Below are 18185 nucleotides of genomic sequence, written 5' to 3'. Positions count from 1 at the left end.
ATGATTACAATAGTTTTATTAATCCTAGCCTATCTGCTGGGTTCGATTCCGTCTGGTCTCTGGATTGGACAAGTATTCTTTCAAATCAATCTGCGTGAACATGGTTCTGGTAACACTGGAACAACCAATACCTTCCGTATTTTAGGTAAGAAAGCTGGTATGGCAACCTTTGTAATTGACTTTTTTAAAGGAACCCTAGCAACTCTTCTTCCGATTATGTTTCACCTGCAAGGTGTTTCGCCTCTCATCTTTGGACTTTTGGCTGTTATTGGCCATACCTTTCCTATCTTTGCAGGATTTAAGGGTGGTAAGGCTGTCGCAACCAGTGCTGGAGTGGTTTTCGGATTTGCACCTGTCTTCTGTCTCTACCTTGCAGTTGTTTTCTTTGGAACCCTCTATCTTGGTAGTATGATTTCACTATCTAGTGTCACAGCATCTATCGCGGCTGTCATCGGAGTTCTACTCTTTCCACTTTTTGGTTTTATCCTGAGCAACTATGACCCTCTCTTCATCGCTATTATCCTAGCTCTTGCTAGCTTGATTATCATTCGCCATAAGGACAATATCGCTCGTATCAAAAACAAGACTGAAAATTTAGTCCCTTGGGGATTGAACCTAACCAACCAACATCCTAAAAAATAAAACGTCAGTTCATGAATGAACTGACGTTTTTTTGTATGCTTATTTTGATTTGATATAGTTGATACCATCTGCTTTTGGTGCGACTGCTTTTCCAAAGAAGGCTGCCAAGACAAGAATGGTCAAAACATAAGGTGCGATTTGAAGGTAAACCGCAGGTACTCCTTGTAGGAATGGCAATTGAGAACCGATAACAGCCAAACTTTGTGAAAGTCCAAAGAAGAGACTAGATAGCATGGCTCCGATTGGATTCCATTTTCCGAAGATCATCGCAGCAAGGGCGATAAATCCAGGTCCAACAATAGTTGTCACTGAGAAGTTAACTGAGATGGATTGAGCATAAATCGCTCCACCAATTCCACCTAGGAAACCTGAAATAATAACCCCTAAATATCTCATCTTATAGACATTGATTCCCAAGGTATCAGCTGCTTGAGGATGTTCACCGACAGAGCGGAGACGAAGACCAAATCGAGTCTTGAAGAGGATAAACCAAGCAAGGAAAGAGAAGGCAATCGCCAAGTAACCAAGAAGACTAGTTGACTTGAAGAAGATATCACCAATCACTGGGATATTTGCCAAGACTGGGAAGTCAAAGCGTCCAAAAGTTTGACTTAGGTTATCGGTTTGTCCTTTGTTATAAAGAACTTTAACCAAGAAAACAGCCAAGGCTGGCGCCATCAAGTTCAATACCGTACCGCTAACAACATGGTCTGCACGGAAATGAACCGTCGCTGCTGCGTGGATGATAGAGAAGAGACCACCAACCAATCCTGCCACAAGCAAGGATAACCAAGGAGTTGCTGCTCCAAATTGTTCAGCAAATTCAAGGTTAAAGACAACTCCAGAAAAGGCACCCATAACCATAATTCCTTCAAGACCGACGTTTACCACACCACCACGTTCAGAGAAAACACCACCGATACTTGTAAAGATGAGGGGCGCTGAGTAAATCAGCATAGAAGACACCAAGAGGGTGAGCAAGGTTGTAATAGACATCTTTACTTACCTCCTTTAACTTGTTTTTTCGGTTTGACAAAGCGTTCGATAAGATAATGAACACTGACAAAGAAGATAATAGAAGCTGTTACAATGCTGACAAGCTCAGATGGTACCTGCGCCGCATTCATACCTGGGGCTCCAACTTGGAGAACACCAAATAGGAAGGCTGCAAAGAGAATACCAATTGGTGAGTTGGCCGCAAGAAGACTAACCGCCATCCCGTTAAATCCGATAGCTAATGACGATCCTTGAACATAGACATTTTGGAAGGTTCCAAGTCCTTCAACAGCTCCACCAAGACCCGCCAAGGCACCTGAAATAATCATAGATAGGATAATAGTCCGCTTGGCAGAAATACCAGCATATTCTGAAGCATGTGGATTAAGACCAACTGCACGAATTTCAAAACCAAGAGTAGTTTTCTTGAGCATGAACCAAATGACTGCAACGGCAATGAGAGCAAAGAAAATACCAATATTCATCCGCGAATTACCAGTCAACTCAGCCAACCAAGGTGTCTGATAGGTTGCATTAGCCCCAACACGAATGGTTGAGTCTGTACTTTGCATGAAATCTTTAGGGAAAGCATGGATAAAGGCATTTCCTACATACAAGACGATATAGTTCATCATGATGGTTACGATAACCTCTGACGTCCCTAGATAGGCTCTCAGAATACCCGGAATCGCTCCGACAATTCCTCCAGCAATCAAGGCAATCACGATAGTTGCTAGAATCATCAAGGGACGTGGCATATCTGGATGCGACAGGGCAAACCAACCACTAAGAATCCAACCTGCCAAAGCTTGACCAGGAAGTCCGACGTTAAAGAAACCAGCCCGACTGGCAACGGCAAAACCAAGACCAATCAAGACCAAAGGTCCCATGGCACGGAAGATTTCTCCAATCCCACGCAGGCTACCAAAGGCAGTGTAGAACAATTCCTCGTAGCCCCAAATAGCATCATAACCGAAGATCCACATGACAATGGCTCCAAGTAAAATCCCTAGGAAGACAGAAATCAAGGGAACCGAAATTTGTTGTAATTTTTTAGACATCACTCTTCTCCTTTCCCAAGTTTCCACCAGCCATCAAGACACCTAGTTCTTGTTTATTGGTTGTTTCTGGTGATACAATACCTTGAATCTTACCATCATGGATAACGGCAATACGGTCTGAGACGTTTAAAATCTCATCCAATTCAAAGCTGACAACAAGGACAGCCTTACCATTATCACGCTCTTCAATCAAGCGTTTGTGGATATATTCAATGGCACCGACATCCAAACCACGAGTTGGCTGGCTGACGATAAGGAGATCAGGATCACGATCAATTTCACGAGCAATAATTGCTTTTTGTTGATTTCCTCCTGAGAGTGCAGCTGCAGGAACAAATTCACTGGCAGCACGAACATCAAATTCTTCCATTAGCTTTTTAGCATAAGAGGTAATATTTGAATAGTTCAAAATTCCATTTTTACTATGTGGTTCTTTATAGTAAGTTTGAAGGGCAATATTTTCAGAAATCATCATTTCCAAAATCAAGCCATCACGGTGACGATCTTCTGGAACGTGCCCAACACTCAACTCTGTAATCTGACGTGGGTGCAAGCCCACAATTGAATCTCCTTTTAGCTCAACGCTTCCAGATTCAACCTTGCGAAGACCTGTAATTGCTTGAATGAGTTCAGACTGACCATTTCCATCAATCCCTGCAATACCAACAATCTCTCCAGCACGAACATCCAAGGACAGATTTTTCACAGCTGGGACACCGCGGTTTTCATTGACCACCAAATCTTTGATAGACAAGACCACTTCTTTTGGTTGAGAGGCTTGTTTCTCTGTTTTAAAGGAAACAGAACGTCCCACCATCATTTCTGCCAAATCAGCATTGGTAGCCCCTGCAATTTCGACAGTTTCAATTGATTTCCCACGACGGATAACTGTAACGCGGTCAGAAACTGCTCGAATCTCGTCCAACTTGTGGGTAATCAAGATAATTGATTTTCCTTCTTTGACAAGATTTTTCATAATAGCCATCAACTCATCAATTTCTGATGGAGTCAAAACGGCCGTTGGTTCGTCAAAGATAAGGATATCAGCCCCCCGATAAAGGGTTTTTAAAATTTCTACACGTTGTTGGGCTCCAACTGAGATATCTGCTACCTTGGCAGAAGGGTCAACAGCTAAGCCATAACGTTCAGAAAGAGCCTTGATTTCTTTGCTAGCTCCAGCGATATCTAGCACACCATTTTTAGTCAATTCACTACCTAAAATGATGTTTTCAGCCACTGTGAAGGCTTCTACCAACATAAAGTGCTGGTGAACCATTCCGATTCCCAAGCTAGCTGCTTTAGATGGTGAGTCGAGGTTGACAACTTGACCGTTGACCACAATTTCACCACTGGTTGGTTCAAGAAGCCCTGCTAACATGTTCATGAGCGTAGACTTACCAGCCCCATTTTCTCCTAAAAGTGCATGAATTTCACCTTTTCGTAGATGCAGGTTGATTTTGTCGTTAGCAACAAATTCGCCAAACACCTTGGTAATATCACGCATCTCAATGACATTTTCGTGTGCCATGTGCTCTTCCTTTCAGAGTCTTATTTTATTTCAATAAAACTTGCTAATTTCTCTAGTAGCAAGCTTTACTGAGACAAAATGACTTTGTCTCAACTCTTAAAAAAGCGACCGAGGGCCGCTTCCTAAGAAATGACTTCCATCCATTATTTTTCAGGAACTTTTACGCTTCCATCAAGGATTTTAGCTTTAGCATCTTCGACAGCTTTTTTACCTTCTTCTGAAAGGTTTGTTACTGCTAAGTCAACCCCTTTATCTTTCAATGAGTAAACGATCACTTGACCGCCAGGGAATTCACCTTTTTCTGCTTTGTTAGCAATATCTTTTACAGTTGTACCAACTTGTTTCAAAGTAGATACAAGAACGAAGTTTGATTCTTTACCATCTTTAGAAGTGTACTTACCTTCTGCTACTTGGTCACGGTCAACACCGATAACCCAAACTTTTTCACTTTCAGAACGGCTTTCGTTGAGTGATTTTGCTTCTGCAAAGACACCCGCACCTGTTCCACCTGCCGCTTGGTAAACAACGTCTGCACCAGCTGCATATTGTGCTGCTGCAATTGTTTTACCTTTAGCAGCATCACCAAATGAACCAGCGTAGTCAACTTGTACTTTGATAGATGGGTCTACTGACTCAACACCAGCTTTAAATCCAGCTGCAAAACGTGAGATAACTTCAGACTCAATACCACCTACAAAACCAACTTGTTTTGTTTTAGTTGTTTTAGCTGCTGCAACACCCGCAAGGTAAGCAGCTTCGTTATCAGCAAACGTTACGCTAGCAACATTCTTTTGATCTTTAATCACATCATCAATCAAGACATAGTTCAAATCAGAGTGGTCTTTTGCTGCTTCTTCAACCGCATTGTGAAGGGCAAAACCAACACCGAAGATTAGGTTGTAACTTCCAGCCGCCTGTTGCAAGTTGTTAGCGTAGTCAGCTTCACTTGTTGATTGGAAGTAAGTGAAACCTTTATCTTTTGAAAGATTGTGTTCTTTACCCCAGTCTTGCAAACCTTCCCAAGCTGATTGGTTAAATGATTTGTCATCAACACCACCAGTATCAGTGACGATTGCTGCTTTTGTCTTCACATCAGAAGATGAAGCTGCGTTACGAGAAGAGCGGTTACCACATGCAGCAAGTCCAACTGCTGCCACTGCAACTAGACCAAGGCCTAGCCATTGTTTCTTGTTCATTACTGAACCTCCTAAATAAGATGTGCAACGATGTTGCAAGTATGGATTGGTTGGCCACAAGGACCGTGCCACTCAGAGAGCGACTCAGACTAGTTTAAGTCTGTAAAAGAGTATGGAAGTAACTCCCCGACCGTCATCTCGACCGTCGATTTATCTTTTGCGACTAAGGTCACTTTTAGATCTTGTTCAAAAAATTCAGCCATCACTTGGCGACAAGCACCACATGGCGAGATTGGTTTTTCAGTCTGACCATAGATAATCAATTCTGAAAACTCTCTTTGACCTTCGGAAACTGCTTTAAAAATCGCTGTACGTTCTCCACAGTTGGTCAAAGGATAGCTGGCATTCTCAATATTGACACCTGTATAAACACTACCATCTTTCGCCACTAGAACAGCTCCGACTGGAAAATGAGAATAGGGCACATAGGCTTTCTTGCTGGTTTCAATTGCTAGTTCAATCAACTCAGTAGTCGCCATCAGCCAATTCTCCTTTTACAATGGCTACCCCAGCTGACGTTCCGATACGAGTCGCACCTGCTTCCACAAAGGCAAGAGCATCTGCATAAGAACGAGCTCCGCCAGCAGCCTTGACTCCCATATCAGGTCCAACTGTTTCACGCATTAACGTGACATCTGCTACCGTAGCACCACCAGTTGAAAAGCCAGTAGATGTTTTAACAAAATCAGCTCCAGCTTTTTGAGCTAATTGGCAAGCCACAACTTTTTCTTGGTCTGTCAGTAGGCAAGCTTCAATAATGACTTTCACTAACTTGTCACCACTTGCTTCTACTACTGCGAGAATATCCGACTCAACCAAATCAAGATTACCTGTTTTGAGAGCTCCAACATTGATCACCATATCAATCTCATCTGCACCATTTTGGATAGCTTCTTTGGTTTCAAATGCTTTCACGGCTGAAGTTGTTGCTCCCAGTGGGAAACCGACTACTGTGCAGACCTTGACATCTGTGCCTTCAAGCCCTTTTTTAGTATGTTCAACCCAGGTCGGATTAACGCAAACACTGGCAAAATCATACTCTCTAGCTTCAGACAACAAACAATCAATTTGATTTACTGTCGAATCTTGTTTCAAAAGTGTATGATCGATATATTTATTTAATTTCATATTCGGATTCTCCTGCAGTTTATGAGATTATTTCTATAATTTCTCGTAAACTTTGCACACTATCATTTATTTTAACATATTTTTGAAAATCTGTAACTAGCTGAGGAGAAATTTTTCCATTTGTGTATACTTTTGCAACAATTTCTCCCTTTTGAACGGAATCTCCAACTTTCTTTTCAAAAACAATTCCTGTTTCATAGTCTAAGACATCAGACTTGACTGCACGGCCTGCCCCCAGTCTCATAGCATAAAGCCCAAATTCCATAGCTGGAAGAGCTGAAATGACACCCGTTTCCTGAGCAGGGATTTCCACTACATGGGCTACATTTACAGGACGATACAACTCTTCTAAATCTCCACCTTGGGCTTGGACCATTTCCTCAAACTTAGCCAGTGCCTTACCATTGTCAAGATGTTGGCGAACTTCTTCCACTGTCTTGTTCGCATTAGCCAAACCAAGCATAATTTGAGCCAATTCACAGATGAAGTGGGTAATATCCTGACGACCTTGACCTTGTAAAATCTCCAGTGCTTCAAGAATTTCGAGACGATTTCCAATTGCTCGTCCCAAGGGCTGACTCATATCCGTAATGACTGCTACCGTTTTTCTACCAACTGCCTTACCAAGTTCCACCATGGTTTGAGCCAATTCACGCGCCTCATCAACCGTCTTCATGAAGGCACCCTCACCGACAGTTACGTCAAGCAAAATAGCATCCGCCCCTGCAGCAATTTTCTTGCTCATCACCGAACTCGCAATCAAAGGAATCGTGTCAACAGTTGCGGTCACATCACGAAGGGCATAGAGAAGCTTATCTGCTTTGACAAGCTGGTCTGATTGCCCAATGACAGATACACCAATATCCTGAACCTGACGAATAAAATCCTCTTGACTTCGTTCCACTTGATATCCCTTAATGGACTCCAATTTATCAATTGTTCCACCCGTATGGCCGAGACCACGACCACTCATTTTCGCGACTGGAACTCCAAAACTCGCTACTAAAGGAGCTAAAATCAAGGTCACCTTATCACCAACACCACCCGTAGAATGCTTGTCAACCTTAACCCCATCAATAGCTGATAAATCAAACTCTTGACCTGTCTTAACCATATTCATAGTCAAATCTGAGATTTCTCGTGTCGTCATTCCTTTGAAATAGACAGCCATAGCAAAGGCAGACATCTGATAATCAGGGACAGTTCCTGACACATAGCCTTCAACTAACCATTCAATTTCACTCGAAGTCAGTTCTTGACCATCTCGTTTCTTTTGGATTAAATCAACTGCTCTCATTCTTTCACACTTCTAAGGATATAGTATCCCTTATCTTTTTTGACAATCTCACAATTACCAAACACTTCCTCCATCTTTGACTTAGCGCTTGGAGCCCCTTGCTTTTTCTGGATAACGATTGTTAAATCTCCACCAGTTTCCAAGAGATCTTTACTTTTCTCAATGATTTCATGAACCACTTGCTTGCCCGCACGGATAGGAGGATTAGAAATGACATGGTCAAATTTCCCTTCAACTTGTTCATAGATGTTAGACTGGAAAATCGTCGCTTCTACTTTATTTCGTTCAGAATTTTGTCGCGCCAAATCCAAGGCACGATTATTGATATCGACCATGGTCGCCTGAACTCCATAAGCCTTAGCCAAAGACAAGCCCAGAGGCCCATAACCACAACCTACATCAAGGACAGTCTCTCCTTGGTTGACCTCAAGACACTTGAGCAAAAGTTGACTGCCAAAGTCAACCATTTTCTTGCTAAAAACACCCGCATCCGTCAAAAAGGTCATTTTTTCTCCCAACAAGTCCACTCTCAACTCATGAATGTCGTGAGCAGCGTCAGGATTCTCTGCATAATACATTTTACTCATGAAACTATTTTACCATAATTTGACTTAAATTGTAAATCGTTTACAAATTGATAATAAAACGAAAAAGACTGAAGAAAGCTAGTAGGTAAAACCTTTTCTTCAATCTCTTTCAACACTTATAGATAAATGATAAACCATTTAGAACTAGAAATATCATAGTCAGGATAAAACAAAAAGTTTATCATCTATAATCGGGCGTATTTATTATTACTATTGCTTAACCTTCAGATACTTAATTATCAACAAAATTCCCAACAGGATGTTTAGATAAAAGCCCAACTGATACGTTTTTGTCAGGATTTCCAAACTTGTCCAAAGTCGTATCAAATCTTCTAGCGACATACGGAAGAGATACCCTTCTGTAGCAATCCACAAAATCAAAAATAGATAACTTCCAGAAGCAAGCCATTTCGTCCACCGTTTTTTTAGTAGGCAAGCAATCAAGAGCGAACAGATAAAGATAGCTGTTACAATAGCATGTTCCATCAAAAAAGTAAAACCGTAATAGGTTTCCACAAAGCGTCTACCATTATCCGCATTCGCCCCTTTTATAAAAGGTAGTGCAAAACTTAAAATAAAACAAAGTTCCAATGTGTAACGTTTTAAGATTTTCATAGTACACCTCCTACAAGTTGTGAACTAAAATGCCCCCTTTATAACCTTATAAACCAGTAAACCATCTCCAACTTCATCAATAAATTGGTCAACCTCTATCTACTTATATTATATACTATTGACTTACCGCATTCAAGAAACCGCTTTATTTTTTTAGCTTTTTATGGTATGATAGACGAAATATCTAGGGGAAAACACATGACCAACGAATTTTTACATTTTGAAAAAATCAGTCGCCAGACTTGGCAATCGTTACATCGGAAGACAACACCTCCTTTGACAGAAGAAGAATTGGAATCTATCAAGAGTTTTAATGACCAGATTAGCTTGCAGGATGTTACCGATGTCTATCTTCCCCTAGCCCATCTCATCCAGATTTACAAGCGTACCAAGGATGATTTGGCCTTTTCAAAAGGGATTTTTCTTCAACGTGAAAGCAAATCCCAACCTTTTGTTATTGGGGTTTCTGGGAGTGTTGCCGTTGGAAAATCCACAACCAGTCGCCTACTTCAAATCCTACTGTCCCGTACGCTTACAGATGCTAGGGTTGAGTTGGTAACAACTGATGGCTTTCTCTATCCCAACCAGACCTTGATTGAACAAGGGATTTTAAATCGCAAGGGATTTCCTGAAAGCTATGATATGGAAGCTCTTCTCAACTTCCTGGATCACATCAAAAATGGACAAGATGTGGATATTCCTGTCTATTCTCATGAAGTCTACGACATCGTTCCTGAAGCAAAACAACGAGTAAAAGCAGCTGATTTTGTCATTGTTGAGGGAATAAATGTCTTTCAAAATCCACAAAACGAGCGTCTCTACATTACTGACTTCTTTGACTTTTCCATCTATGTTGATGCTGCAGTCGATGACATCGAGAGTTGGTATCTGGACCGTTTCTTGAAGATGCTGAGTCTAGCCCAAAACGACCCTAATAGCTACTATTATCGTTTTACACAAATGCCGATTGGGGAAGTGGAATCCTTTGCCCATCAAGTCTGGACCAGTATCAATCTCACAAATCTACAAAATTATATTGAACCAACTAGAAATCGTGCAGAAGTGATTCTTCATAAAACAAAGAACCATGAAATCGATGAAATTTACTTAAAAAAATAATTTTCCCTTGTCAAAACGTAAGTTTTCAGATATAATGGTATAGTTAGTAAATATGGAGGTAAGAACATTGGCAAACATTAAATCAGCTATCAAACGCGCTGAATTGAACGTTAAACAAAACGAAAAGAACTCAGCTCAAAAATCAGCTATGCGTACTGCTATCAAAGCTTTCGAAGCAAACCCATCTGAAGAACTTTTCCGTGCTGCTAGCTCAGCTATCGATAAAGCAGAAACTAAAGGTTTGATTCACAAAAACAAAGCAAGTCGCGATAAAGCTCGTCTTTCAGCTAAACTTGCTAAATAAGAAACAGTCCATAGAGGCTGTTTTTTTGTCTCCAAATTGGAAAAGGTAGAAAATGAAAATCGCAATTATCGGATATTCTGGTGCTGGTAAGTCAACTCTAGCCGAAAAGTTGTCTCACTACTACTCCATCCCAAAACTTCACATAGACACACTCCAATTTCAACCCGGTTGGCAGGACAGTGACCGTGATTGGATGTTAACCGAGATGAAAAACTTTATCACCAAGCATGAAGCCTGGATCATCGATGGTAATTATTCTTGGTGCTATTACGAAGAAAGAATGCAGGAAGCTGATCAAATCATCTTTCTCAATTTTTCCCCATTGACCTGTCTCTTTCGAGCCTTTAAACGGTATCTCACATACCGAGGCAAGGTCAGGGAAAGTATGGCAGATGGTTGTCAAGAACAGTTTAATTGGGAGTTTATCAGATGGATTCTCTGGGATGGGCGGAGCAAATCCGCTAAGGAACGCTACAAGTGGATTCAAGAAACCTATCCAGATAAAGTTGTTATCCTTAGGTCTCAAAAGGAGATGGATTACTTTATAAAGACTCACGAAAACAAGAAGAAAAACCAACGTGGATAATGTTAGTACTATTTGGAAGACAAATCCCCTTTTTGAGGGCTTTTTTCCCAAAATATTTTCTTCATCTTTTACCAATCTATCCTATCTAAAACTCTGAATTCTATAGAAATAAAAAGGGATATTCACTGTCCCTTTTATCAATTTTTAAATTTTGAATATACAATAATCACAATCGCTAGACCTCAAATCCTATTTACTCATTTGGAACAAGTATAAGGGAAGACGGATATTATATTTAGCTTTCATAAATAATAGGTAATGGAATGAGTGTTATAACCTTAATCTGAAAAAATAAATGTTTCAGCTACTAAAAATGTGCAAGAAAAGCTTGATTTCATAAACTTTATCAGCTTCGTTGCTATAACCTCGTCCCCAGTCATACCTAGCCCCAAGTAATTTCCAATTGATAGCTGGCAAAGGGATGTCCCTCTTGATTTTGTAGTTGATAGTCTAAATGAATCTTTTGCCCATCAACTTCATAACGACTGGTTTGGATAATAAACTCCTGCATGCCCATAGGTGTCGGAATATAGGCTAAACTATCACTATCCTTTAGAAAACGCATAATGGTCTTGGGATTGGAAAATCGGCTCATCACCAGTTCTTGACCATGGAATTTAATAACCACTTTTTCCTTTTCCTCATTATAGAAAAGCAGGTAGCTATAATCTCCTTTTTCATGCACTTCCACGTCATAAAGCTGGTCAATCACTTCCAACTGCTCATCAAACTGAATCGTATTTCGCATCCGAATCTTCACATCAAGTCCTCTTTCTTGTCTCTTGTCCTACTATTTTACCAAAAACTCTAGCTTTTTGCTATAATGGTCATATGAACGAAAAAGTATTCCGTGACCCAGTTCACAACTACATCCATGTCAATAATCAAATCATCTATGACTTGATTAATACAAAAGAATTTCAGCGTTTGCGTCGTATCAAACAACTGGGAACTTCCAGTTATACCTTCCACGGCGGGGAACACAGTCGCTTCTCTCACTGTCTAGGAGTCTATGAAATTGCACGACGTATCACGGAGATTTTTGAAGAAAAATATCCTGAAGAATGGAATTCTGCCGAGTCACTCCTCACCATGACCGCTGCTCTCCTACATGACCTTGGACATGGTGCCTACTCCCATACTTTTGAACATCTCTTTGACACAGATCACGAAGCCATTACTCAGGAAATCATCCAAAGCTCTGAGACAGAGATTCACCAAGTCCTGCTACAAGTGGCGCCAGATTTTCCAGAAAAGGTAGCCAGTGTCATTGACCATACCTATCCTAACAAGCAGGTCGTGCAACTCATTTCTAGTCAGATTGATGCGGACCGCATGGACTATCTCTTGCGCGACTCCTATTTTACAGGAGCATCCTATGGAGAATTTGACCTAACTCGCATCCTCCGAGTCATTCGTCCTGTTGAAAACGGTATTGCCTTTCAACGCAATGGCATGCACGCCATCGAAGACTACGTCCTCAGTCGCTACCAGATGTACATGCAGGTTTATTTTCATCCTGCAACACGCGCCATGGAGGTCCTCCTTCAAAACCTTCTCAAACGGGCTAAGGAACTTTATCCAGAAGACAAGGACTTCTTTGCCCGAACTTCTCCACATCTCCTGCCATTCTTTGAAAAAAATGTGACCTTATCTGACTATCTGGCTCTGGATGATGGTGTCATGAATACCTACTTCCAACTCTGGATGACCAGTCCTGACAAGATTTTAGCAGACTTATCACAGCGCTTTGTCAACCGCAAGGTCTTTAAATCCATTACCTTTTCACAAGAGGATCAAGACCAACTCGCCAGCATGAGAAAATTGGTCGAGGACATTGGCTTTGATCCCGACTACTATACTGCCATTCATAAGAACTTTGACCTCCCTTATGATATCTATCGTCCCGAATCTGAAAATCCACGGACACAGATTGAGATTTTACAAAAAAATGGAGAACTGGCCGAACTCTCTAGCCTGTCTCCTATCGTCCAATCTCTTGCTGGCAGTCGCCACGGAGATAATCGTTTCTATTTCCCAAAAGAAATGTTGGATCAAAACAGCATCTTCGCAAGCATCACCCAGCAATTTTTACACTTGATTGAGAACGATCATTTTACCCCAAATAAAAACTAGAAGAGGAAATTTATGAGTATTAAACTAATTGCCGTTGATATCGACGGAACCCTAGTCAATAGCCAAAAGGAAATCACTCCTAAAGTCTTTTCTGCCATCCAAGATGCCAAACAAGCTGGTGTCAAAGTCGTCATTGCAACTGGCCGCCCCATCGCAGGTGTTGCCAAACTTCTAGACGACTTGAAGTTGAGAGACGAGGGTGACTATGTTGTGACCTTCAATGGTGCCCTTGTCCAAGAAACTGCTACAGGACATGAGATTATCAGCGAATCCTTGACCTATGAGGATTATCTGGATATGGAATTTCTCAGTCGTAAGCTCGGTGTTCACATGCACGCTATTACCAAAGACGGTATCTACACGGCCAATCGCAATATCGGAAAATACACAGTGCACGAATCAACCCTCGTCAGCATGCCTATTTTCTACCGCACCCCTGAAGAAATGGCTGACAAGGAAATTGTCAAATGTATGTTCATCGATGAACCAGAGATTCTTGATGCTGCGATTGAAAAAATTCCAGCCGAATTTTACGAACGCTACTCTATCAACAAATCTGCTCCTTTCTACCTCGAGCTCCTTAAAAAGAATGTAGATAAGGGTTCAGCTATTACTCACTTAGCTGAAAAACTCGGATTGACCAAAGATGAAACCATGGCTATCGGTGACGAAGAAAACGACCGTGCCATGCTGGAAGTCGTTGGAAACCCCGTTGTCATGGAAAACGGAAATCCAGAAATCAAAAAAATCGCTAAATACATCACTAAATCTAACGATGAATCCGGCGTTGCCCATGCTATTCGTACATGGGTACTGTAAAAGAGAAATAGATAAAAACCGCTCAACTGAGCGGGTTTTTAGTGCCTAGTTAGTTATTGCTTTCTTCTTGAACATAATTACAGTTTCACCGAGCCAATTATAACAATATTTCTATATACTTTGGTCATTTTTTAGTCAATGTATCCACTTTCTTTTTTAATCTCTATCTTGCTTAAAAAATCTAGTAAATTCATACTCCTAACCAATAAGTTCCTGCAATACTTGAACTTAAGTTTCAAAAATCTACTGTATATTTCAGATTATGCCATCTTGCCAACACCAATATATGAATTCTTTTCAACAAAAGACATTAAGCATATCTATAACCTCATGCGATTGATATTATTTCCTAAAAAATAGAGTAACTCAGGAAACTGAACTACTCTATTAGTTTTTTTCAATAATTAAATTTATTGTTCAACACGATAGAGAACCTGAGGATCATTTAATCGATCTAGTTTAATTCCAATAGAAATTCTATCTTTACTATTATCATTATTCTTTGCACCATCAACTTGAACACCTGCAGGTACAATTAAAAGTTCTTGTCCAGTTTGATTAGGTGAATCTCCCTCTAAGTGTACCAAAATAGTATCTGGTAAAACATCAACAGAAACAATCTTTATTCCTTTTGAAGGTGCCCAATCAAAATAGACAGTCCCTTTTTCGTCAATTTCAATACCAGATTTATTTGTATCTGATTTTGGAGACCATTTTCCTACCAAAGAAGAATATTTTCCTTTTGAAATTTCACTCATATCTACTTTAGTAGTTTTTGCAGTTTGTTTCTCTAAATCATGTGACGCATGATAATAGGCAATCTTATGCATCACATCATAAATTCTATCATAATTAGAGTCAGTTCCTTCATATTCGATACCCTTAGGTATGAATCTAAATCCATTAAATGAATCTCTTCCATCTCTATATTCAAGTGTCCCCGGCAAAAATCCATCTGATATTTCTCTAAAAAGAAAACGACCACTTAAAGTAACATCCCAGTTATATATCATGAATTCTTTAACTGTTAGACTTTTTTCCTTGTGTACATCATTACCATTGATTGCAATTAAACCATCATTATCAAAAGCAATACTTTCTTTCTTATCTCCATTAATCCATAATCCTTTTACACTCTTATAATTTCCTTCTGATAATTCTTTAAGGTTCATAGACATAAGGTTATTCACATCGAAGGCTCTCCAGTTAGCTTTTGACATAAGTTCATTAGATATTTTTAACTTTGATTTTTCTAATTTTTTTACAGAACCAAATTTGACTTCATATACTGCTAAAATATCATATTTATTTTCACCATCTTTGAAAACAATATACAATTCTTCTTTACTATCCCCGTTACTATCTATTTTAGCATAGGAAGGTTGACGACTTGGTTGTTTTATAATTAATTTATAATCTTCACCATCACTTTTGCTACTCAATGCATTTTGATACTGCTCAATGACAGCCTCATATTTTTCTGAATATGTTGAATACATCATTTTGTTGTATTGAGTTTTTAAAATTGGGAAGAACAGAATAAAAATAGTTAATAAAATCAAACCAATTCTTATTAGTTTACGTACTTTTTTATTCGGAACTTTGTTCCTATAATTATATAAAATTTTATCAACAAAATTCATAGTGATTTCTTCACTTTCCATTGCTGAATGAATTTCGTCTATGTTCGGTTTCCTATCATTAATCTCCTCAAAATAAGCTATCCATTCTTTTTTTAACATTAATCTTCTCCTAATTTATTACTCATTTTTCTTATCAAATATGCCATTTCTTGTTCACGTCTATCACTTTTATTTGTACTAATCGCAAGAAGCAATAAAACCAACCATCCTATAATTGTAGGACCTATAAAAATATTAAATATAAAAATCAAATACTTCCAATTCGTATGACTGATTAATGTAGGAACTAAATTAATTAAAGATAAAAAAACAGAAATAAAAACTAAACCAAATAATGCAGGAGCCCCTATTTCACCATTAGAAACTGCTCTCGAGCTATCTAATATTATTATCCATAGTATAAAAAATAAAAATGAGTTAATTAATATAAGGAAGATATTTAACCACATACCATGCTTTTGTAATTGAAATTCTTCTAAAGAATGACTATCATTACTATCTTTTAATGTCTTTTGATTCATTCTAAATAAAAAAAATTCCACCTTATTTTGAAAGTTACTATCAAAATTTTCTGTACCATTTTTAATATTACTTAATCCGTCTTGATTTGTATTGCTCTGATATTCATTCTCAGTTGTAAATAAACCGTTCTTTTTTGCCTCAGAAAATTCAGCCGGAGTTGGTTTTCTATCATTTAAAGATTCAAATTCCTTTATCCATTCCTTGCTATTCATAAATAACCTCCATTATAGACAATCTAATATCTCTTTTTATATCATATCATTATCTTACATATTCGTATATAAATAAGACAGTGTTTACACATAATTATTGACAGTATCAATTTAGTCATGATTTGGTCAAAAATACTAAATTATTTTTAAAAATAAAATTGTAGAAATAGCCATTAAGTAAACACTTTAAATTTTCTGTGACATTCTTTACATTACTCAAAATGCCCCCTGCCGGAATCGAACCAGCAACTACTCCTTAGGAGGGAGTTGTTATATCCATTGAACTAAGGGAGCTAGATAAAAACTCTGCTGAAAAAGCAGAGTTTTTTTGTCGAATTAACGACGGATTTCTTTGATACGAGCTGCTTTACCTTGAAGAGCACGCAAGTAGTACAATTTCGCACGACGTACTTTACCGTAACGAACAACTTCGATTTTTTCAACACGTGGAGTGTGGATTGGGAAGATACGCTCAACACCTACACCGTTAGAGATTTTACGAACTGTGTAGTTTTCAGAAATGCCAGCACCTTTACGTGCGATAACAACACCTTCAAAAATCTGGATACGTTCACGGTTACCTTCGACAACTTTCGCATGTACACGAACAGTGTCACCAGGACGGAATGATGGGATATCTGTACGAAGTTGACCTTCAGTCAAGCTTTGGATTAATGGATTCATTTTATTCTCCTATCTTTGTCAATCTTGAGGAACCTTCCTCAGCGGATAAACTGTATTTTTGTGCGTCCATTACACACAAGATACAGTTTACCAAATTTCCACAAAAAAGTAAAGAAATTTATAGCAGAATTCCTAAAAAAATCGCAACCAAACCACCTAGGTAGGTTAAGGCTAGGTAGCTATAAAATACCTTCTTATCACTTAACAGTCTTTGGAGTTCGTCATTCAAGGTAGAGAAGGTTGTTAAACCTCCACAAAAACCCGTCGCTAAAATAGCATAGACTTCCTTAGACTCCACATGATTGTAGAATAATCCAATCAAAAAACAACCTAGAAGATTGGCTATGAGCGTTCCGAGGGGTAATTTAGATGCTTGATTATAGCGGGAAAAGAAATAGCGCACTAAAGCTCCGAAACCACAAGCAATTGCAAGATAGACGATTACCATTTCTTCCTCCCTAAATAGTAAGCTAAAAGCAGTCCTCCACCGATGCTCAAAAGCAAATACAGGACTAAACTAAGATAACGCCCTGTATCAAGCAGTTTCACAGTATCAAGCATGAGACTAGAAAAGGTTGTTAAACCTCCGCAAAAACCTGTACCCAGTGCTAAAATAACACCTTTACTTGTCCCCTTATAGACCAGATAGCCCTTGACAAGATACACCAAGCAGAAAATTCCCAGATAGTTGACAAAGAGAGTGCCCCAAGGAAAGTCTGGACTGGCTGGTAACCAAGTGGAAACTAGGTAGCGGACAAGTCCACCCAACATAGCAGCTAGAAAAATCCCTAGCGGATAAAATTGTTCTTTTTTCATTTGATGTTTTGGTCCTGATAATCACGCGAACGTTTGAGTATGTCCGAAAACGTTGCGACAATAGTCTCCTGATAACGTTTGTCATCTACACGATTTCTGACCTTTTCAAAAATAACTGCTTCTCTCTTGGTATCTAAAATCGGTTTCCTTGAAGCCTTCTTATAAGCGACAACCCCTTCAACTAAGTGCATTCGTGCTTCTAGAAGTTTAACAATTTGATCGTCGATTTGATCAATTTCTTGACGAATAATATCTAAATCCATACAGTCTCCTCCTTTATTTGAATTATTGTAT

The 18185-nt window shown here is 39.2% G+C and carries 22 protein-coding genes and 1 tRNA gene; 6 read left to right on the top strand and 17 right to left on the bottom strand.

Annotated elements, in window-relative coordinates; all coding sequences use genetic code 11:
- Complete coding sequence (plsY, locus tag D7D53_RS02810) at positions 1 to 642, top strand: glycerol-3-phosphate 1-O-acyltransferase PlsY (RefSeq protein ID WP_120770056.1); 642 nt, start codon at positions 1 to 3, stop codon at positions 640 to 642.
- A 39-nt stretch (positions 643 to 681) separates the two neighbouring features.
- Here the strand turns inward: plsY and D7D53_RS02805 are convergent, their stop codons facing one another.
- The 9 genes from D7D53_RS02805 to D7D53_RS02765 form a co-directional block, all read right to left on the bottom strand.
- A complete protein-coding gene (locus D7D53_RS02805) occupies positions 682 to 1638 on the bottom strand; it encodes an ABC transporter permease (RefSeq protein ID WP_000029124.1) in 957 nt (318 codons plus the stop codon).
- 2 nt (positions 1639 to 1640) lie between these two features.
- Positions 1641 to 2699 (bottom strand): ABC transporter permease, encoded by a 1059-nt coding sequence (locus D7D53_RS02800; protein WP_120770055.1) that lies wholly within the window; start codon positions 2697 to 2699, stop codon positions 1641 to 1643.
- Positions 2692 to 4227 carry an ABC transporter ATP-binding protein gene (locus D7D53_RS02795; RefSeq protein WP_120770054.1) on the bottom strand — a complete coding sequence of 512 codons (1536 nt, stop codon included), beginning with the start codon at positions 4225 to 4227 and terminating at the stop codon, positions 2692 to 2694. The genes D7D53_RS02800 and D7D53_RS02795 overlap by 8 nt, the downstream gene beginning before the upstream one ends.
- Positions 4228 to 4370: 143 nt before the next feature.
- Positions 4371 to 5423 carry a BMP family lipoprotein gene (locus tag D7D53_RS02790; protein ID WP_001036137.1) on the bottom strand — a complete coding sequence of 351 codons (1053 nt, stop codon included), beginning with the start codon at positions 5421 to 5423 and terminating at the stop codon, positions 4371 to 4373.
- Between the two features lie 89 nt (positions 5424 to 5512).
- Positions 5513 to 5902 (bottom strand): cytidine deaminase, encoded by a 390-nt coding sequence (locus D7D53_RS02785; RefSeq protein WP_120770053.1) that lies wholly within the window; start codon positions 5900 to 5902, stop codon positions 5513 to 5515.
- Positions 5889 to 6551 carry a deoxyribose-phosphate aldolase gene (gene deoC, locus D7D53_RS02780; RefSeq protein WP_120770052.1) on the bottom strand — a complete coding sequence of 221 codons (663 nt, stop codon included), beginning with the start codon at positions 6549 to 6551 and terminating at the stop codon, positions 5889 to 5891. The genes D7D53_RS02785 and deoC overlap by 14 nt, the downstream gene beginning before the upstream one ends.
- 19 nt (positions 6552 to 6570) lie before the next feature.
- Positions 6571 to 7848, bottom strand: coding sequence for a pyrimidine-nucleoside phosphorylase (locus tag D7D53_RS02775; protein WP_120770051.1), 1278 nt, complete (start codon positions 7846 to 7848; stop codon positions 6571 to 6573).
- Complete coding sequence (locus D7D53_RS02770) at positions 7845 to 8435, bottom strand: class I SAM-dependent methyltransferase (protein WP_120770050.1); 591 nt, start codon at positions 8433 to 8435, stop codon at positions 7845 to 7847. Before D7D53_RS02770 ends, D7D53_RS02775 begins: the two co-directional genes overlap by 4 nt.
- Before the next feature lie 210 nt (positions 8436 to 8645).
- The gene (locus tag D7D53_RS02765; RefSeq protein ID WP_120770049.1) at positions 8646 to 9050 is read right to left on the bottom strand and encodes a hypothetical protein; all 405 of its coding nucleotides are present in this window, start codon (positions 9048 to 9050) and stop codon (positions 8646 to 8648) included.
- Positions 9051 to 9248: 198 nt separating this feature from the next.
- Between D7D53_RS02765 and coaA the strand changes: the two genes are divergently transcribed.
- The 3 genes from coaA (at position 9249) to D7D53_RS02750 (ending at position 11059) form a co-directional block, all read left to right on the top strand.
- The gene (gene coaA, locus D7D53_RS02760) at positions 9249 to 10169 is read left to right on the top strand and encodes a type I pantothenate kinase (protein WP_120770048.1); all 921 of its coding nucleotides are present in this window, start codon (positions 9249 to 9251) and stop codon (positions 10167 to 10169) included.
- Between the two features lie 67 nt (positions 10170 to 10236).
- On the top strand, positions 10237 to 10473 hold the full coding sequence (gene rpsT, locus D7D53_RS02755) for a 30S ribosomal protein S20 (RefSeq protein WP_001274000.1): 237 nt from the start codon (positions 10237 to 10239) through the stop codon (positions 10471 to 10473).
- Positions 10474 to 10525: 52 nt separating this feature from the next.
- On the top strand, positions 10526 to 11059 hold the full coding sequence (locus D7D53_RS02750; RefSeq protein ID WP_120770047.1) for a DNA topology modulation protein: 534 nt from the start codon (positions 10526 to 10528) through the stop codon (positions 11057 to 11059).
- A gap of 382 nt (positions 11060 to 11441) precedes the next feature.
- Here D7D53_RS02750 and D7D53_RS02745 read toward each other — a convergent pair whose 3' ends face one another.
- A complete protein-coding gene (locus tag D7D53_RS02745) occupies positions 11442 to 11819 on the bottom strand; it encodes a YwiB family protein (protein WP_078352046.1) in 378 nt (125 codons plus the stop codon).
- Positions 11820 to 11890: 71 nt separating this feature from the next.
- Here D7D53_RS02745 and D7D53_RS02740 point away from each other — a divergent pair, with 71 nt between their 5' ends.
- Positions 11891 to 13195, top strand: coding sequence for an HD domain-containing protein (locus D7D53_RS02740; protein WP_120770046.1), 1305 nt, complete (start codon positions 11891 to 11893; stop codon positions 13193 to 13195).
- A 12-nt stretch (positions 13196 to 13207) separates the two neighbouring features.
- Entirely contained in the window at positions 13208 to 14014 is an 807-nt protein-coding gene (yidA, locus tag D7D53_RS02735) for a sugar-phosphatase (protein WP_120770045.1), read from the top strand.
- Positions 14015 to 14424: 410 nt separating this feature from the next.
- Here the strand turns inward: yidA and D7D53_RS02730 are convergent, their stop codons facing one another.
- The 7 genes from D7D53_RS02730 to D7D53_RS02700 all read right to left on the bottom strand — a co-directional run bounded on the left by D7D53_RS02730 (position 14425) and on the right by D7D53_RS02700 (position 18154).
- The gene (locus tag D7D53_RS02730) at positions 14425 to 15756 is read right to left on the bottom strand and encodes a hypothetical protein (RefSeq protein WP_120770044.1); all 1332 of its coding nucleotides are present in this window, start codon (positions 15754 to 15756) and stop codon (positions 14425 to 14427) included.
- On the bottom strand, positions 15756 to 16391 hold the full coding sequence (locus D7D53_RS02725) for a superinfection immunity protein (RefSeq protein ID WP_120770043.1): 636 nt from the start codon (positions 16389 to 16391) through the stop codon (positions 15756 to 15758). The genes D7D53_RS02730 and D7D53_RS02725 overlap by 1 nt, the downstream gene beginning before the upstream one ends.
- A 222-nt stretch (positions 16392 to 16613) precedes the next feature.
- Positions 16614 to 16685 (bottom strand) — tRNA-Arg (locus D7D53_RS02720).
- Positions 16686 to 16727: 42 nt separating this feature from the next.
- The gene (rplS, locus tag D7D53_RS02715; protein WP_001068669.1) at positions 16728 to 17075 is read right to left on the bottom strand and encodes a 50S ribosomal protein L19; all 348 of its coding nucleotides are present in this window, start codon (positions 17073 to 17075) and stop codon (positions 16728 to 16730) included.
- Positions 17076 to 17193: 118 nt separating this feature from the next.
- Positions 17194 to 17523 (bottom strand): fluoride efflux transporter CrcB, encoded by a 330-nt coding sequence (gene crcB / locus D7D53_RS02710; protein WP_004256635.1) that lies wholly within the window; start codon positions 17521 to 17523, stop codon positions 17194 to 17196.
- Positions 17517 to 17891 carry a fluoride efflux transporter CrcB gene (crcB, locus tag D7D53_RS02705; RefSeq protein ID WP_120770042.1) on the bottom strand — a complete coding sequence of 125 codons (375 nt, stop codon included), beginning with the start codon at positions 17889 to 17891 and terminating at the stop codon, positions 17517 to 17519. The genes crcB (D7D53_RS02710) and crcB (D7D53_RS02705) overlap by 7 nt, the downstream gene beginning before the upstream one ends.
- Positions 17888 to 18154 (bottom strand): chorismate mutase, encoded by a 267-nt coding sequence (locus D7D53_RS02700; protein WP_120770041.1) that lies wholly within the window; start codon positions 18152 to 18154, stop codon positions 17888 to 17890. Before D7D53_RS02700 ends, crcB (D7D53_RS02705) begins: the two co-directional genes overlap by 4 nt.
- Positions 18155 to 18185 lie beyond the last annotated feature (31 nt).

It is taken from the genome of Streptococcus gwangjuense (assembly GCF_003627155.1).
Taxonomy (GTDB): domain Bacteria; phylum Bacillota; class Bacilli; order Lactobacillales; family Streptococcaceae; genus Streptococcus; species Streptococcus gwangjuensis.
The sequence above is the reverse complement of the archived record's forward strand: the minus strand, read 5'-3'. Positions and strand labels throughout refer to the sequence as shown.

Coding starts and splice junctions, on each gene's coding strand:
- D7D53_RS02725 (WP_120770043.1), bottom strand. CDS start 16,391: ATGAATAGCAAGGAATGGATAAAGGAATTTGAATCTTTAAATGATAGA.
- deoC (WP_120770052.1), bottom strand. CDS start 6,551: ATGAAATTAAATAAATATATCGATCATACACTTTTGAAACAAGATTCG.
- D7D53_RS02765 (WP_120770049.1), bottom strand. CDS start 9,050: ATGAAAATCTTAAAACGTTACACATTGGAACTTTGTTTTATTTTAAGT.
- D7D53_RS02770 (WP_120770050.1), bottom strand. CDS start 8,435: ATGAGTAAAATGTATTATGCAGAGAATCCTGACGCTGCTCACGACATT.
- D7D53_RS02795 (WP_120770054.1), bottom strand. CDS start 4,227: ATGGCACACGAAAATGTCATTGAGATGCGTGATATTACCAAGGTGTTT.
- coaA (WP_120770048.1), top strand. CDS start 9,249: ATGACCAACGAATTTTTACATTTTGAAAAAATCAGTCGCCAGACTTGG.
- D7D53_RS02700 (WP_120770041.1), bottom strand. CDS start 18,154: ATGGATTTAGATATTATTCGTCAAGAAATTGATCAAATCGACGATCAA.
- D7D53_RS02790 (WP_001036137.1), bottom strand. CDS start 5,423: ATGAACAAGAAACAATGGCTAGGCCTTGGTCTAGTTGCAGTGGCAGCA.
- D7D53_RS02750 (WP_120770047.1), top strand. CDS start 10,526: ATGAAAATCGCAATTATCGGATATTCTGGTGCTGGTAAGTCAACTCTA.
- yidA (WP_120770045.1), top strand. CDS start 13,208: ATGAGTATTAAACTAATTGCCGTTGATATCGACGGAACCCTAGTCAAT.
- rplS (WP_001068669.1), bottom strand. CDS start 17,075: ATGAATCCATTAATCCAAAGCTTGACTGAAGGTCAACTTCGTACAGAT.
- D7D53_RS02800 (WP_120770055.1), bottom strand. CDS start 2,699: ATGTCTAAAAAATTACAACAAATTTCGGTTCCCTTGATTTCTGTCTTC.
- D7D53_RS02730 (WP_120770044.1), bottom strand. CDS start 15,756: ATGTTAAAAAAAGAATGGATAGCTTATTTTGAGGAGATTAATGATAGG.
- crcB (WP_004256635.1), bottom strand. CDS start 17,523: ATGGTAATCGTCTATCTTGCAATTGCTTGTGGTTTCGGAGCTTTAGTG.
- D7D53_RS02805 (WP_000029124.1), bottom strand. CDS start 1,638: ATGTCTATTACAACCTTGCTCACCCTCTTGGTGTCTTCTATGCTGATT.
- crcB (WP_120770042.1), bottom strand. CDS start 17,891: ATGAAAAAAGAACAATTTTATCCGCTAGGGATTTTTCTAGCTGCTATG.
- D7D53_RS02740 (WP_120770046.1), top strand. CDS start 11,891: ATGAACGAAAAAGTATTCCGTGACCCAGTTCACAACTACATCCATGTC.
- plsY (WP_120770056.1), top strand. CDS start 1: ATGATTACAATAGTTTTATTAATCCTAGCCTATCTGCTGGGTTCGATT.
- D7D53_RS02775 (WP_120770051.1), bottom strand. CDS start 7,848: ATGAGAGCAGTTGATTTAATCCAAAAGAAACGAGATGGTCAAGAACTG.
- D7D53_RS02785 (WP_120770053.1), bottom strand. CDS start 5,902: ATGGCGACTACTGAGTTGATTGAACTAGCAATTGAAACCAGCAAGAAA.